The sequence below is a fragment of the Oscillospiraceae bacterium genome (assembly GCA_025757985.1).
Taxonomy (GTDB): Bacteria; Bacillota; Clostridia; order Oscillospirales; family Ruminococcaceae; genus Gemmiger.
The window spans coordinates 631,812-647,656 of the sequence record CP107210.1; the positions used below are offsets into that span (position 1 = coordinate 631,812).

The 15,845-nt window shown below is 56.8% G+C and carries 16 protein-coding genes and 1 other annotated feature; of the genes, 14 read left to right on the forward strand and 2 right to left on the reverse strand.

Annotated features, from left to right (window positions below):
• Nucleotides 1–63 precede the first annotated feature (63 nt).
• The 13 genes from OGM67_03170 to tyrS all read left to right on the forward strand — a co-directional run bounded on the left by OGM67_03170 (nt 64) and on the right by tyrS (nt 11,959).
• Nucleotides 64–426: an Asp23/Gls24 family envelope stress response protein gene (locus OGM67_03170; protein UYJ35349.1), complete on the forward strand. Its 363-nt coding sequence runs from the start codon at nt 64–66 to the stop codon at nt 424–426.
• Nucleotides 427–457: 31 nt separating this feature from the next.
• Nucleotides 458–871, forward strand: coding sequence for a transcription antitermination factor NusB (gene nusB, locus OGM67_03175; protein UYJ35350.1), 414 nt, complete (start codon nt 458–460; stop codon nt 869–871).
• A complete protein-coding gene (locus tag OGM67_03180; protein UYJ35351.1) occupies nt 865–1,812 on the forward strand; it encodes a glycoprotease in 948 nt (315 codons plus the stop codon). The genes nusB and OGM67_03180 overlap by 7 nt, the downstream gene beginning before the upstream one ends.
• Nucleotides 1,791–3,008, forward strand: coding sequence for an exodeoxyribonuclease VII large subunit (gene xseA / locus OGM67_03185; protein UYJ35352.1), 1,218 nt, complete (start codon nt 1,791–1,793; stop codon nt 3,006–3,008). The genes OGM67_03180 and xseA overlap by 22 nt, the downstream gene beginning before the upstream one ends.
• A gap of 6 nt (nt 3,009–3,014) precedes the next feature.
• Nucleotides 3,015–3,236 (forward strand): exodeoxyribonuclease VII small subunit, encoded by a 222-nt coding sequence (gene xseB, locus OGM67_03190; protein UYJ35353.1) that lies wholly within the window; start codon nt 3,015–3,017, stop codon nt 3,234–3,236.
• Nucleotides 3,226–4,119, forward strand: coding sequence for a polyprenyl synthetase family protein (locus OGM67_03195; protein UYJ35354.1), 894 nt, complete (start codon nt 3,226–3,228; stop codon nt 4,117–4,119). The genes xseB and OGM67_03195 overlap by 11 nt, the downstream gene beginning before the upstream one ends.
• A 13-nt stretch (nt 4,120–4,132) precedes the next feature.
• Nucleotides 4,133–4,600, forward strand: coding sequence for a divergent PAP2 family protein (locus OGM67_03200; GenBank protein UYJ35355.1), 468 nt, complete (start codon nt 4,133–4,135; stop codon nt 4,598–4,600).
• Nucleotides 4,601–4,615: 15 nt separating this feature from the next.
• Nucleotides 4,616–6,490, forward strand: a complete 1,875-nt coding sequence (gene dxs / locus OGM67_03205) for a 1-deoxy-D-xylulose-5-phosphate synthase (GenBank protein UYJ35356.1) — start codon at nt 4,616–4,618, stop codon at nt 6,488–6,490.
• Nucleotides 6,487–7,308 carry a TlyA family RNA methyltransferase gene (locus tag OGM67_03210; GenBank protein ID UYJ35357.1) on the forward strand — a complete coding sequence of 274 codons (822 nt, stop codon included), beginning with the start codon at nt 6,487–6,489 and terminating at the stop codon, nt 7,306–7,308. Before dxs ends, OGM67_03210 begins: the two co-directional genes overlap by 4 nt.
• Before the next feature lie 17 nt (nt 7,309–7,325).
• Complete coding sequence (locus tag OGM67_03215; GenBank protein ID UYJ35358.1) at nt 7,326–8,171, forward strand: NAD(+)/NADH kinase; 846 nt, start codon at nt 7,326–7,328, stop codon at nt 8,169–8,171.
• On the forward strand, nt 8,168–8,638 hold the full coding sequence (locus tag OGM67_03220; GenBank protein UYJ35359.1) for an arginine repressor: 471 nt from the start codon (nt 8,168–8,170) through the stop codon (nt 8,636–8,638). The genes OGM67_03215 and OGM67_03220 overlap by 4 nt, the downstream gene beginning before the upstream one ends.
• Nucleotides 8,639–8,664: 26 nt before the next feature.
• The gene (gene recN / locus OGM67_03225; GenBank protein ID UYJ35360.1) at nt 8,665–10,332 is read left to right on the forward strand and encodes a DNA repair protein RecN; all 1,668 of its coding nucleotides are present in this window, start codon (nt 8,665–8,667) and stop codon (nt 10,330–10,332) included.
• A gap of 85 nt (nt 10,333–10,417) precedes the next feature.
• Nucleotides 10,418–10,674, forward strand: a binding site (T-box leader).
• Between the two features lie 64 nt (nt 10,675–10,738).
• On the forward strand, nt 10,739–11,959 hold the full coding sequence (tyrS, locus tag OGM67_03230; protein ID UYJ35361.1) for a tyrosine--tRNA ligase: 1,221 nt from the start codon (nt 10,739–10,741) through the stop codon (nt 11,957–11,959).
• A gap of 237 nt (nt 11,960–12,196) precedes the next feature.
• Here tyrS and OGM67_03235 read toward each other — a convergent pair whose 3' ends face one another.
• Complete coding sequence (locus tag OGM67_03235) at nt 12,197–13,396, reverse strand: IS110 family transposase (protein UYJ35362.1); 1,200 nt, start codon at nt 13,394–13,396, stop codon at nt 12,197–12,199.
• A 295-nt stretch (nt 13,397–13,691) separates the two neighbouring features.
• Between OGM67_03235 and OGM67_03240 the strand changes: the two genes are divergently transcribed.
• Nucleotides 13,692–14,261 (forward strand): DJ-1/PfpI family protein, encoded by a 570-nt coding sequence (locus OGM67_03240; protein UYJ35363.1) that lies wholly within the window; start codon nt 13,692–13,694, stop codon nt 14,259–14,261.
• A 147-nt stretch (nt 14,262–14,408) separates the two neighbouring features.
• On the opposite strand, the gene OGM67_03245 is transcribed toward OGM67_03240, so the two are convergent.
• The gene (locus OGM67_03245; protein ID UYJ35364.1) at nt 14,409–15,845 is read right to left on the reverse strand and encodes a M20/M25/M40 family metallo-hydrolase; all 1,437 of its coding nucleotides are present in this window, start codon (nt 15,843–15,845) and stop codon (nt 14,409–14,411) included.

A 15,845-nucleotide genomic window follows, 5' to 3' on the forward strand; every position in this document is an offset into this window, starting at 1 on the left:
TACACTGATTTATATTAGTAGAACTATGGCCAAATGGCCGTTTGCAACGGGAGGGTACACACTATGGATGTACACAATACCATCGGCGGCAGCTTACAGATCTCGACTGAGGTTATCGCAAAAATTGCGCGTCTGGCCGCGCTGGAGGTTGACGGCGTTGCCGATGTAGCCACCGGCACCAGCCAGAATGTCCGCTCGCTTCTGGGCCGCACCGGTCTGCAGAAGCCGGTCGCCGTCGTCATGGAGGACGGCATTGCCACCGTGACGGTGCATATCACCGTTGTGTACGGCAACAAGGTCATGCCGTTGTGCGAAAAAGTGCAGGAGAATGTCAAGCAGGCGATCCAGAACATGACGGGCATTACCGTAGCCCGTGTGGATGTGCTGGTCGTGGGCCTGACAGAGACCCCTGCCGAGAAAAAATAAGACAAGATAAGGAAAGACAGGAACTTTGAGTATGGAGAAAAAGCTGACCCGCCGCGAATCCCGCGAGACGGCCTTTCTGACGGCCTTCGCCGCTACCTTTGAGCCCGAGGAGCCCACCCTCCCTGCGGAGGAGCATCCCGCGCCCGATGCCTTTGCGAACCAGCTGCTGGCTGCCATGAATGACCATGCCGCCGAGCTGGATGAGATCATCACCGCCCATCTGAAGGGCTGGACGCTGCCCCGCGTACCCCGTGTGAGCTTGGTTGCCCTGCGCCTTGCGCTGGCCGAGATGCTCTACGGCGAGGAGCAGAAGCCCGGTGTTGCCATCAATGAGGCCGTGGAGCTGGTCAAGAAATACGGTGCCGAGGATGACTACCAGTTCGTCAACGGCCTTTTGGGTGCCGTTGCGCGTGAGCGCGGCGAGACCGATGAACCCAAATGCTGACGCTGGGCATCGACACCAGCAATTACGCAACCTCTCTGGCAGTGTTTGACACAGACGCCGGAGAGGTTGTTTGCGATTGCAAAGAGTTTTTGCCCGTCAAAGAGGGGCAGCTCGGTCTGCGCCAGAGCGACGCCCTTTTCCACCACACGGCGGCCCTGCCGGAGATGCTGGCCGAGCTTTCCGGCAAGGCTGATTTGACCAAGGTTGCCGCCGTCGGCGTTTCCGCCAAGCCCCGCCCGGTCGAGGGCTCGTATATGCCGTGCTTTCTGGCCGGTGTCAGTGCCGCCACTGCATTTGCGCTTTCCCGCGCGCTGCCGCTTGTGCAACTGACGCATCAGCAGGGGCATATTGCGGCGGCGCTGTACGCCACAGGCCAGCCGGAGTTGTTCGATCAGGAGACGCTGGTGTTCCATGTTTCCGGCGGCACGACTGACCTTTTGCTCTGCCATGGGGCTGAGCGCATCACGCCGCTGGGCACCAGCAGCGACCTTTATGCAGGGCAGGCCGTTGACCGACTGGGCGTAAAGCTTGGCTATCCGTTCCCGGCGGGTGTCTATGTCAGTGAGCAGGCTGCCCTCTGCACCGAAAAAGTCCGCCCCAAAGTCAGCGTACACGGCCTTACCTGCAGCCTGTCCGGGCTGGAGAACCAGTGTACCAGACTGCTGGCCGAGGGACGGGATGCCGCGTATGTCTGCAAATACTGCCTGCTTTGTGTAGGCGAAACACTCGTGCGCATGGCCAACAATGCGTTGGCCGAGCATCCGGGCCTGCCTGTTGTCTTTGCAGGCGGCGTCATGAGCAGCGATCTGATCCGCACCTATGTGACAAACCGCGTACCGGGGGCGCATTTTGTGCCGGGCCGGTTTGCCAGCGATAACGCCATTGGCATCTCGATCCTGGCGGCAAGGGAGTGTGGCGCATGGCCGACTACATCAATGTAACCAGCCTGAACCGGCTGGCCAAACAGGTATTGGCCCAGTGCGACCCTCTCAATGATTTGATCGTCTGCGGGGAGATTTCCGGCTTTACCCGCCATTATAAGAGCGGGCATCTGTATTTTACCCTGAAGGACGAAAACGCCAGCATCAAGACGGTGATGTTCCGCTCACAGGCGCAGCTTTTAAACTTTGAGCCGCAGAACGGCATGCTGGTGCTGGTCTACGGCCGTGCCACGATCTACGAGCGGGACGGTGCGTTCCAGCTGTATGCCGATTATATGAAGCCGTTCGGCGCAGGGGCTGCCCAGATGGCCTTTGACGCCCTGTACAAAAAGCTGGAGGCCGAGGGACTGTTTGCACCCGAGCGCAAGCGCCCGCTGCCTGCCGTGCCGCAGTGCATCGGGGTCGTGACCAGCAAAACCGGTGCTGCCTGGCAGGATGTGCAGAATGTCATCCGCCGCCGCTGGCCGATGGTAAAGCTGCTGCTCGCCCCTGTCAGCGTACAGGGCATTGAGGCCGAAAGAAGCATCACCGAGGGGATCCGGCGGCTTGACCGCGACCCGCGGCCCGATTTGATCCTTGTGACCCGCGGCGGCGGCAGCAAGGAGGATCTGTGGGTCTTTAATGCCGAGCGTATTGCCCGTGCCGCCGCTGCCTGCCGCAAGCCGGTCGTCTCTGCTGTCGGCCATGAGATTGACACCTCGATTTTGGATTATGTGGCCGATCTGCGCGCACCGACCCCCTCTGCCGCAGCAGAGCTGTGTGTGCCCGACCAGAGCGATGTCCGGCAGAAAATATTCATTTTACAGCAAAATATTCAAAAAAATATACAGAATCGCTGCAAACTATGCTATAATAGGTTTGATCAGCTTGCCACTGCCCAACTCCTGCAGCGCCAGCATCAGCAGCTTGCCCGCCGGGAGCGGGAGCTTGCCGGCCTGCAGGCCGCTGTACAGCAGGCCGCACAGCACCGTATGCAGGATGCACAGCGCAGCCTGCAGCACGCGGCATCGGTGGCGCAATCGCTGAGTCCCTACGCTGTGCTGGCCCGCGGCTATACGCTGACCGAGCGCAACGGCGTACCCTGCAGTGTAGAAGCGCTGCACCCCGGCGAGGCCGTCACCCTGCGCGGTGCAAAGGCCGCCGCCGAATGCCGCATAGAAGCGGTGCATAATTTGGAAAAACAGACAGGGGAGTGATGCCCGATGAAGCAGCCAAAATCCTTTGAGGAGGGCATGGAGCGCCTGCAGAGCCTTTTAGGGCAGCTGCAGGACGAATCCACGCCGCTGGCGGATTCCGTCAAGCTGTATGCGGAGGCCGCCGGGCTGATCCACTACTGCAATACAGCGCTGGACAAGGCCAAGCTGCAGGTCGAGGAAATCGATGCAAGCCTGACCCCGAACGCGGAGGTATCCCATGAAGCATGAGGAATACAAGGAGCAGTTCCATGCCTGGACGCAGCTGACCGAGCAGCGCCTGACGGAATTGTGTGACACCTATCTGCCGCAGCAATCCGAGTTGGGCCGGGCAGCACGCTACAGCCAGCTGTGCGGCGGCAAACGCATCCGCGCCGTGCTGACGCTGGCTGCCTGCCAGCTGTGCGGTGCCGATGCCGCCGATGCGCTCGACTATGCCTGCGCGCTCGAGATGCTGCACTGCTACTCACTCATTCACGATGACATGCCCTGCATGGACAACGATGATTTCCGCCGGGGCCGCCCCAGCTGCCATAAGCAATTTGGCGAGGCGACCGCCCTGCTGGCCGGTGACGCCCTTGTCACGGCAGCATTTGAGGTGCTTGCCAACGCCGGTTTGTCTGCCGAAAGCCGCATTGAGGCAGTCCGGCTTCTCTCCCGGGGCGGCGGTGACCGCGGCATGCTCTACGGTCAGGAGCTGGACAAGCATTTTGAGACGGTGCGCGCAAGCGAGCAGGATCTGATGGCCCTGCACGCCCACAAGACCGGTGCGCTCATCATTGCCGCCGTCGAGCTGGGCTGTACCGCCGCGGGTGTGCGCCCCGACACGGACACCCGCAAGGCGCTGGTGCGCTACGCCGCCGAGCTTGGTCTGGTTTTCCAGATCGTTGACGATATTCTGGATGTCACCTCTACGACAGAAGAACTGGGCAAGCCCGTTGGCAGCGATGCCGACAATGACAAGACTACCTTTATCACGCTGTACGGCCTGCAGGGCGCCCACGAAAAGGCGGAGCGCCACAACGCCGCAGCGCTGGCCGCGCTGGATGCGCTTGGCCCCAAAGCAGACTTTCTGCGCCTGCTGGCTGCGGAGCTGCTGGAACGTAAGAAATAAGGATGTGATTCCTATGCCACTGCTGCGCGCTGCGCTGAGTTGGAATTTTGTGCTGGTAACAGCGGTCTGTGCATCGCTGCTGGCACAGCTTATCAAAGTACTGTTGAATCTTTTTATCTTCCACCGCTTTATTGCCGAGCGCATGTGGGGGGCGGGCGGCATGCCCAGCTCCCACTCGGCCACCGTCTGCGCCATGGTTGTTGCCACCGGGCGGTACTGCGGTGTAAGCTCGCCCACCTTCGCCATTGCGGCTGTGCTGTCCATCATCGTTATGTACGATGCCATGGGTGTGCGCTATGAGACCGGCGAGCAGGCAAAGGTTCTGAACCGCCTTTTTACCGAATGGATGGACCAGGGGATCGAGCAGTTTCAGTTTCCCCATGGCAAAAAGCTCAAGGAAATGGTCGGTCATACACCGATCGAAGTTCTGACCGGCGCGGCGCTCGGCATTGTGCTGGGCTTTGTCATGCCGATGGTATAAAAACGAGGTGCGTATATGAGCTATCCCTTGCTGGAGCGTATCAATGCGCCCGGAGAAATTAAAAATCTGCCCGCAGACGAGATGCCCGCCCTGTGCGAGGAAATCCGGCAGTTCCTGATCAAAAGCGTTTCCGAGACAGGCGGCCATCTGTCCTCCAATCTGGGTGTTGTGGAATTGACGGTCGCTTTGCACCGTGTGCTGGATTTTCCGCAGGACAAGCTGCTGTTTGATGTAGGCCACCAATGCTACACCCACAAGCTGCTGACCGGCCGCCGGGCCGGTTTTGCGCAGCTGCGCCGCAAGAACGGTATCTCGGGCTTTCCCAGCCCGGAGGAGAGCAACTGTGACGCTTTCATTGCCGGGCACGGCAGCGCTGCGCTGTCTACGGCCATCGGCATCGCCCGGGCCAAAAAGCTCAAAAACGAGCCGGGCAAGGTCGTGGTCATTGTGGGTGATGGCGCCTTTACGGGCGGCATGGTCTACGAGGGCATGAACAATGTCAGCAAGCTGAACAATCTGATCGTCATTTTGAACGACAACAAGATGTCGATTTCCAAAAATGTCGGCCAGATGGCCAACTATCTGACCAAGCTGCGCACCGACCCGAAATATTCCCATGTCAAGGCGCACATGGAAACGGTGCTTGAGCGCATCCCGGTCGCCGGTGATGCCATGGTCAAGGTGCTGCAGGGCGGCAAGCAGCTGATCCGCCGCGGCATCTACAAATCCACGATGTTTGAGGAGATGGGCTTCCAGTACATCGGGCCGGTGAACGGCCATGATGTCGATATGCTGACCCACACCCTGACCAACCTGCGCGAGCAGTATGCCCCCGTATTCCTGCATATCGTCACCCAGAAGGGCAAGGGCCTGAAGCCTGCCGAGGAAAATCCCGGAGAATTTCACGCCGTATCGTCCATTGATCTCAACCATCTGACCAACCCCGAGCTTTCGCCGAAGGACTCCTTTTCTTCGACCTTCGGCTGTGCGCTGGCCGATCTGGGCGATGACGAGCCGCGTCTGTGCGGCATCACCGCCGCCATGAAGTACGGCACCGGCCTCAACTTTTTCAAGCACCGCCATCCCGCCCGCTTCTTTGATGTCGGCATGGCGGAGGAACATGCCGTCAGCTTTGCGGCAGGTCTTGCCAGTCAGGGCCTGCTGCCGGTCGTTGCGATCTATTCGACCTTCTTCCAGCGCGCCTATGATCAGATCATCCACGATGTCAATCTGATGCAGCTTGATGTTCTTTTTGCCGTGGATCGCGCGGGGCTTGTGCCCGGTGACGGCGCCACCCATCAGGGTATTTACGATGTGGCGTTCTTCTCCAATGTAAATATTCCTGTGTTTGCCCCGGCCAACTATGCTGAGCTGCGCTACTGGCTGACTTATCTTGTGCGGGAGGCCCGCGGCCCCCGCACGATCCGCTATGCCCGCGGGGAGGAGAACCCCGCGCTGGCTGCGCTGCCCTGCACAGGCAAGCGCTTTGACCTGTTGGAGCCTGGCGCCGGTGCGCGCATCGCACTGGTCAGCTACGGTGCCGAGACGGAGGAGATCATCGCCGCCCGCGATCTGCTGGCCCAGAACAGGCAGCAGGCAGACTGTGTAAAGCTGACCCAGATCTACCCGTTGCCCGATGGGCTGTGCGATGCACTTAAGCCCTACGACACGATCCTCTTTGCCGAGGATTCCGTGCGGACCGGCAGCATCGGTGAGCAGTTGGGCTTTGCCCTGCAGCAATGCGGCTGGCAGGGCCGCTATCTGCTGCATGCGGTGGATAACACCCATCTGCTGCATGCCAATGTGCCCGAGTTGCGCAAGGATCAGCAGCTCGATGCAGCCGCGCTCTGCACGGATATACTGAACCATCTAAAGGAGAAGCAGGCATGAGCAAGATACGCCTGGATCAATACCTGTGCCAGAACGGTCTGGTGCAGAGCCGTGAGCGCGCCAAGGCGCTTATCATGTCCGGCATTGTCTTTGTCAATGAGCAAAAGGCGGACAAAGCCGGGGAGATGATCGCACCCGATGCCAAGGTCGAGGTGCGCGGCCACGATATCGGCTATGTCAGCCGCGGCGGCCTCAAGCTGGAGAAGGCGATGCAGGTCTTTCCCATGCGGCCGGACGGCAAGGTCTGCATGGACATCGGTGCCTCCACCGGCGGCTTTACGGATTGTATGCTGCAAAACGGCGCGGTCAAGGTCTATGCCGTTGATGTCGGCTACGGCCAGCTGGCCTGGAGTCTGCGCACGGACGAGCGCGTCATCAATATGGAGCGCACCAACATCCGCAATGTAAAGCCCGAGGACTTGTCAGAGCCGGTAGCCTTTTTCAGTGTCGATGTTTCGTTCATCTCTCTCAAGCACATTTTCCCGGTCGCAGACGCGATCTGCACGCCGGAGGCTGTCGGTGTATGCCTCGTCAAGCCGCAGTTTGAGGCCGGCCGCGAAAAGGTCGGCAAAAAGGGCGTCGTCCGTGACCCGGCCACCCACCGCGAGGTGCTGAAGATGGCCGAGGGGTACGCCATGGCAAACCACTTTACCCCGGCAGGTCTGGATTTTTCTCCCATCAAGGGACCCGAGGGCAACATTGAATATCTGCTGTATGTCCAGCACTGCGAGACCCCGCAGCCGCTGCCGGACGGCCTGATTGAAAAGGTCGTGGCAGCCTCCCACGAGACGCTTGACAAGACCCCCAACCACCACTGAGAAAGGAACCTGACGCTATGTCGGTTTTACTGATTCCCAACCCGACCAAGGACACCGGGCTTGCCGTTACGCGGCAGGCCGCTGCTGTGCTGGCCGGGCGGGGCATCCCGGTCCTGATGCCGCAGGCCTTTGCGGCGGCCGATGGGCTGGATGGTGTGCGTTTCCTGCCGGAGGAGCAGGCCTACCGCGCCGCCGAGCAGGTCGTGACCATCGGCGGTGACGGTACCTTGCTGCGCGCCGGGCTGGACTGTTTGGCGCACGGCAAGCCCGTTCTGGGCGTAAACCTTGGCCGCACAGGCTTTCTTGCCACCTGTGAAGTAGGAGAGCTTGCCACCAAGCTGAACCGACTGGCGGCAGGGGATTTCACCCTTGTGGAGCGCGGACTGCTGCATGCCCGCGTGCCCGCTCACGACTGGGCGGCCGATGCCATCAACGACATTGTGCTTTTTGGCAACACCCGCCTGCATCCGATGGATTATAAAGTATACTGCGATGGTGCCTTTGTAGGCGGCTACCGCAGCGACGGCATGATACTGGCCACACCGACCGGCTCCACTGCGTATTCCTTCTCGGCAGGCGGCCCTATTTTGGACGCTGCCGCCGATGTCATGGTTCTGACGCCGGTCTGTGCTCATAACGCCCATGTAGCCCCGCTGGTGTTTGCTGCCAGCCGAAAGCTGGAGATCATTGCCGATGTCGAAAACCGTGACGGCAGCTTTGCCTGCGCCGACAGCAGCAACCAGTGCGGCCTGCTGCCCGGGGAAAGCCTGCTGGTGACCGGCGGCGGGCAGCATCTGCAGCTGATTACATTTGATGACGCCGAACAGTTTCATGCCATAGAAAACAAATTGATGAGGAGATGATCCCTGTGAAAAGTGCACGCCATCAGGCGATTTTGGACCTGATCGAACAGCATCCTATCGACCGGCAGGAGGATCTGCTGGCACATCTGCGGGAGGAAGGCTTTGATGTAACGCAGGCCACCGTATCCCGCGACATCCGTGAGCTGCAGCTGGTCAAGACGGCTACCGCTGACGGACGCTACCGCTATGTACCGGCCTCTGCCTCCGGCAAGGTGACACACTCGCCCAGCCGGTTTGAGATGATCTTCCGGGAGTCCGTTCTCAAGGTGGACTACGCAGGGCATATGGTGCTGGTCAAGTGCTTTTCCGGCATGGCCAACGCCGCCTGCGAGGTGTTTGACGCCAAACAGTGGGACAATGTCGTCGGCACCCTTTCCGGTGATGACACCTTCTTTATCCTGATGCGCAATGAAGAGGATGCTGCCGTCATCTGCAAGCAGCTGCAGCAGTATACCCGCCGCGGGTAATTTTAACGACAGGGAGGAGCCGCCCCATGCTGGCAAACCTGAAAATTGAAAATGTTGCGGTTATTGAAAAGGCCGAGGTCAACTTCACCCATGGCTTTACAGTGCTGACAGGTGAGACAGGTGCCGGTAAGTCCATCCTGATCGACTCCATCAACGCCATTCTAGGTAACCGTACCTCCCGCGAGCTTGTGCGCAGCGGCGCTCAGAAGGCGTGTATCTGGGCCACCTTTGAGGCTATACCGGCGTCTGTCAAAAAGCAGCTTGAGAAGTGCGGCTACGAGGCCAGCGATGACCTGCTTTTGTACCGTGAGATCAACGCCGAGGGCAAGGGCAGCTGCCGTATCAACGGTATGCCTGCCACCGCTGCCGTCGTGCGGGATATTTCCGCCGGACTTCTGTCCATCCACGGCCAGCACGACAGCCAGAGCCTGACAAACCCTGCCTTGCATCTGGATCTGCTGGATCAGTACGCCCAGAACCGCGAGCTGTTTGCCGAGTATTACCGCCGCTACCGCGAGCTGGTCACGGTAAAGCGCCAGCTGGATACCGCAAACGCCAGCGAGGCCGACAAGCAGCGCCGCATAGAAGCCCTGACCGCCGAGATCGATGCCATTGACGCCGCTGCGCTGCAGCCCGGCGAGGAAAAGACCCTGCAGGAGCGCAAAACGGTCATCACCCATGCTCAGAGCATTCTGGAGGGCATCACCGCCGCCCACCTTGCGCTGGCCGGGGATGAGGACGGCGAGCAGGCGGGCGCAGCGGATCTTTTGGGCGGTGCTGTGGACGGACTGCAGAACAGTGCCCGGCTCGATGAATCGCTTGCTGCCATGTCCGAGCGGCTGAACGAGTTGTACTACAGCGCCCGGGATCTTGCCACCGATCTGGCTGACCGGTTGGATGCCTATGGCTTTGACGCCGGGGAACTGGATCAGATCGAATCCCGCCTTGATACGATCTACCGCATCAAGCAAAAGTTTGGTATGGAGGTAGAGGAGCTTCTGGCACGGCGCGACACAGCCGCCGCCGAGTTAGAGAACTTCCAGTCCTCCGGCCAGCGGATCGCCGAGCTGAAGGCCCGGATGCAGACGCTGTATGCCGCCGCCAAGGAGGCCGCCGAGGCGCTGACCCAAAGCCGCCTGAAGGGCTTTGCCGCCATGAACAAGCAGATGAAGGCCGCGCTGGAATTTCTGAACATGCCGGGTATTCGTTTTGCACTCAAGCATGCGCGAGGGCCGTTGTCCTCCCACGGGCAGGATACCGTGGAATTTTTGATTTCCACCAACCCCGGTGAGGAGCCAAAGCCGCTGGCAAAGATTGCATCCGGCGGTGAGCTTTCCCGCATTATGCTGGCCTTCAAGAGCGCTTTGTCCGACCGTGATGCCCTGCCTACCGTTATCTACGATGAGATCGACACAGGCGTATCGGGTCTGGCGGCGGGGCGTATCGGCCAGCTTTTGCACCAGACAGCCAAAGGGCATCAGGTGCTGTGCATCACCCACACACCGCAGGTTGCCGCCTTTGCAGACAACCAGCTTTTGATCCAGAAAAATGTCCGCAACGACCGTACCTTTACCGAGATCCATACCCTTGATATGGACGGCCGCGTGGAGGTGCTGGCGCGGATGATCTCCGGTGACAAGGTCAGTGAACTGAGCCTTGCCAGCGCGCGGGAGCTTATCGAGAAGTCCAAATAACCCCTTCGCCCCTATAAATTCACGCAAAATAAAACTCGTGGCCCATGCTTGACAACCCGCGCAGAATATGATAGAGTAATTTTTGTTAAATGCAGTGATGGGACCCAGTACCCGTCTGCCATGCTACAGAGAAGCCCCGGTCGGTGCAAGGGGTCAGCAGAGGTTGACGGCGAATACAGCCCGGAGCAGCAGGCTGAACGCGCAAGCTAGTAGGCTGTGCCGTGTGCGCACGTTACAGCGTTTGGGTGTCGCAGGCTTACCCTTTGGCCGCCGCACCCGCGAAGGCCCGCCGCCGTGAGGCACGGGCAAACAGAGGTGGTACCGCGATATTTCGCCCTCTGCCAAATTCACATTTGGCAGGGGCTTTTATTTTTTGCCCTTGCCGCAACAAACGGAGGTAAAACCCATGACGATTTACGATGAACTGAAAGCCCGCGGCCTGATTGCACAGGTCACGGACGAGGAGGAGATCAAGGAGCTGATCAACAACGGCAAGGCGACCTTCTACATCGGCTTTGACTGCACAGCCGACAGCCTGACCGCCGGTCATTTTATGGCCCTGACCCTCATGAAGCGCTTACAGCAGGCCGGCAACCGCCCGATTGCCCTGATCGGTGGCGGCACAACGATGATTGGCGACCCCTCCGGCCGTACCGATATGCGCAAGATGCTGACCAAGGAGGACATCGACCACAACGCCGAGTGCTTCAAGCGTCAGATGGAGCGCTTCATCGAGTTCGGTGACGGCAAGGCTATGATGCTGAACAACGCTGACTGGCTGCTGAACCTGAACTACATCGAGCTGCTGCGCGAGGTCGGCCCCTGCTTCAGCGTGAACAACATGCTGCGCGCCGAGTGCTACAAGCAGCGCATGGAGAAGGGCCTGTCCTTCCTCGAGTTCAACTACATGATCATGCAGAGCTACGACTTCTACCATCTGTTCCAGAATTACGGCTGCAACATGGAGTTTGGCGGCGATGACCAGTGGAGCAACATGCTGGGCGGCACCGAGCTGATCCGCCGCAAGCTGGGCAAGGATGCCTACGCCATGACCATCACGCTGCTGACCGACTCTCAGGGCAAGAAGATGGGCAAGACCGCAGGCAACGCTGTCTGGCTTGACCCCAACAAGACCAGCCCGTTCGAGTTCTACCAGTACTGGCGCAATGTCGGCGACGCGGACGTTCTCAAGTGCATCCGTATGCTGACCTTCCTGCCGCTGGAGCAGATCGATGAGATGGATCACTGGGAGGGCGAGCAGCTGAACAAGGCCAAGGAGATTCTGGCCTACGAGCTGACCAAGATGGTCCACGGCGAGGCAGAAGCCGAGAAGGCGCAGGCCACCGCCCGCGGCCTCTTCAGCGGTGCTGCTGATCATGAGCACATGCCCAGCACGGCGCTGGATGCAGCGCTTGTCAAGGACGGTGCTGTCGGTCTGCTAGCTGCCATGGTAGCCGCCGGTCTGTGCGGCTCCAACCGTGAGGCCCGCCAGCTGGTCCAGCAGGGCGGTGTCCTTGTTGACGGTGAGAAGGTCACCGACCCGAAGGCAGTTCTGACCGTTGACGCACTGAGCAAGGGCGTCGTCATCAAGAAGGGCAAGAAAGTTTATCACAAGGTTACGCTGTAAAGCAAAGTTGCTTCACAGTCAATTTCATCACACACTATAAGCAAACAAGCCCCCTGTCCGCACGGCAAACGTTGTTGGACAGGGGGCTTTTGGTGTAGTATAATGGAACAAATCTTGCTAATGTATTTGTCAAGAGTTTTTTATAGATTTTCCGATTTTCTTTTGGAAAAAGGGCGCATTAAATTGAACCCACAGCAGTTGTGGATTTTTGAAAAAGATATATAATAGAGTCAGTGGTTACTGTTGCTTGAGCGTTTCCATCGCTCTCGCGTAGTAGATGCGGAGAAACTTGTTGACTCCGGCCATTTTAGCTACGTTATACGGTTTCCCTTCCTGTTCCTTTTTGAGCAGAAAAAGGTAGACAGGGTCATCTTGAGGTCGTGTAAGTTTGAGTGCCTGCATAACCTCAAAGCAATACTTTCTGAGAGCCGCATTCCCACGTTTTGATATGTGGCGATTGTGGCTCTCAAATGTTCCAGACTGATATGGAGGCGCATCGTTACCAGCATAAGCGTTGAGTGCTTTTCCACTGTGAAAGCGGCGGATATCTCCAATTTCAGCAAGGATAAGGGGACCGAGTCGATCCCCAACACCAGCCATAGAGCGCAGAACAGCGTATTCGGGCAACGTTTCAGCTAATGTTTGCATTTTTAGAATAATTGAATCAGTGGCCTTTTGTGATTCACAGACAAGTTCAAGACATTGATTTTGAGCCGCAAGAGTGTATTCGTTTTCTCCCCTTGTTGTGATATTGCGTAATGCAGCTTCGTAAATTGCCAACCCATATGTTTTGGTTTGGCGATTTCGAGATTTTCTTGCGATTTTTTCAAATGCGTCAAGGAAACGACTTTTTCCCATTTTCTTTATACGATCGTAGGATTTAAAACGATTGATAAAGAGAACGGAAAGACTGGTTTCTGGCGTTCTGGTCGTTAGAGGCAGAATGTTGGTTATGCCAGGCATCGTTTCATCCAATAGATTAAGTAGAAATACTTTGTTGGTTTTAAGGGTAAGCATTCGCTGATTATACTGTCGTGCCAAAAATTTCAAATCTTCGTATTTCTGCTCCATAGATGTATATGGAACCAGAGAATAACTCTTTTCCAATGCATATCTGGCAATCCGCACTGCATCTTTCTTGTCTGTTTTGGCCTTGCGAAGATCCATGTCTCCGAATTTCTTGATTTGATAGGCATTAACCATACAAACAGGGAGCCCGGCTTCCTGCAACGCTTTCAGAACAGGATAATGGTAATGCCCGGTATTTTCCATTAAGATGGTTGCAGATTGCTTGCTATTCAAAATATACTTAATGAAAGCGTCTAGTTCGGGCTGCGTATGGTGGAACTCAAAAGGACTTGTGTGCATTGATCCGTCTTGGTTTAAGATGGCTGCTACACTTTTTGACTTGGAAATATCGATTCCTACTGCGAGCATTGACATTCCTTCTTTCGTTTCGATTTATGGCTATCCAGCTTTTCCAAAGTACGCACATATTCAATCGTGAAACGGGAGCTATGTCCCAACTTGCTGAATCGAGCACAAAACAATGGAGGCTGGCTGACACATTTGTCTGCGGGCGTGGTGTCCCAATCGGAAAGTTCGTCAGACCATACCTCCATTTTAAAGGAAAAGAGCAAGGCCGGATAGGCCTTACTCTTACATTATGAATCGGAATTTGCGCATTTCAATAGGTCGAACAGATGAAAATTTGAAGATGACGGAGGATATAATGAAGAAAACAGCAGTATTGATTTATAATTCTTTTTGTAATTTTGAATTTAGTGTGGCTCTTGAAATACTTGCTTTAGCAGAAAAAAAGGTTGTAATATTTGCACATACAAAGGAAGCTGTTAAGAGTGAAGATGGATTGATGGTTTTGCCTAACCAGACAATTTCTGAAATAAATATTGATGAGTATGATAGCTTAATCTTGCCAGGAGCTATGGATATTAGGGAAGCAATAGAAAATGAAGAAGTTATAGAATTTATCCGTAAGTTTGAAAATAAAACGATTGGAGCAATTTCTATTGCTCCGCTCATGCTTGTTAAAGCAGGTTTGTTGAGTGGTAAACCATTTATGGCAGGTGTAAATAAAGAAGAAATCATGGAAGAAGGTTTTACCGAACAAGATTTAGAAAAGATGGTAGGGTGGGATGCCAACTTAGAATCTCCAGTTAAAGAGGGATATATTATTACAGATAATATAATTACATCCATATCATATAATTTTGTGAAATGGGGACTTGCATTTGGACGAATGATTGGAATAGATATCCCACCAGAAACCTTTGGAATTTGATAAGAGGTAAATTCAATTTGACCGAGGGGGCAAATTCCAGTTTGTATGATTGGGCATCGAGAGTGCCGCCCTCTATACATTTGGGGATATAAACAGTAAGAGGTGCAGCACTTCAAACGGGCTGCACCTCTTTGTATGCTTATTTTCTCAGCACTGCCGCATCAAACGGACATAGAACTCCACGGCACGGCCAACGGTCTCAACGCGGATGCGTTCGTTGTTGCCATGCAGGGTGCCGCGCTCCTCGGCGGTCAGATCCATGGCCGAGAAACGGTACACATGGTCGCTGATACGGCCGTAGTGGCGGCTGTCCGAGCATTGCACCATCAGATACGGTGCTACCAGACAGCCCTTCCAGGTGCCTGCCACAGCGCTGGCGACCTTATCCCATGCAGGGCAGTTCGTCTCGCTGATGCGGCTCGGGTTCATGCCTTCCAGCTTTGTGATCTCAACGGCAGGGTCATTGATGGTTTCCTTTAAGTAGGCAAGGGCACTGTCCATCGTGTCCTCAGGGTTCAGGCGCAGGTTGCTGATAAAGGCTGCCTCCGGCGGGATAACATTGCGTCCCGCGCTGCCCTTAGCCTGCGTGAAGGCCACCGTTGTGCGCATCAGGGCGTTCAGCTCACCGCCGCTCTTGCGGCAGATGGAGTCCAGCACATCGCCGAACAGCCAGAGGTTGGCAAAGATCATACGGTAGGTAAAGTTGGAATAGCGGCCCAGTGTGTCAAACATCTCCGCAACCGGCTTGGTTACATGTGCCTTGAAGGGATGGCTTTCGATCTTGGTGCAGGCCTCACTCAGCGCCACCAGCGGGCTGTGCGGCTTGGGCGCGCTGGCATGGCCGCCGCCGGACTTGACCTTATACTCCACATTCAGCATACCCTTTTCCGCAATGCCGATCAGGCCGCAGGGCTGCTTGACGCCGGGGAATACATCCTCCACGACTGCGCCGCCCTCGTCCACAACAAGCGCGGGGGTGATGTGGTTTGCCTCAAACCAATCAACGATATGCACCGCGCCGAGACCGTTGACTTCCTCCCCACCGCTGAAGGCAAAGTAGATGTCCTGTGCGGGGACATACCCCTCGCCGATCAGCTTGTCGGCCGCCGTCAGGACTCCGTTGAAGGTGACCTTGGTATCAAGCGTGCCGCGGCCCCAGACAACACCGTCCTCCAGCACCGCATCAAACGGCGGCTTTTTCCAGCCCGCCTCATCGACATCGACAACATCATAGTGGGCCATCAGGACAGTCGGATCGGTATGTGCCTTGCCCGCCCATGTAAACAGCAGCGCGCGGTCCTCCAGTCTTTCAAATTTGCAGACCTTGAACACATTCGGATACAATTCCGGCAGGGTGCGGATAAGCTTTTCAAACTCGGCCTCATCCTCGAGCGCACGGTCCGTGTTCGAGACCGTCCGGCAGCGAACCAGTGTGCGCAGGTTTTCGACAGCTTTATCGCGGTCGATGGTCTCCTCACCCGCAGGCACGGCGGGCGCGGGGCCGGGGGTAAAGCGCACCGTGCGCACCAGCACAACAGCGACCAATACAGCCAGTGCCGCCAAAATCAGCCATAAAACGAACAT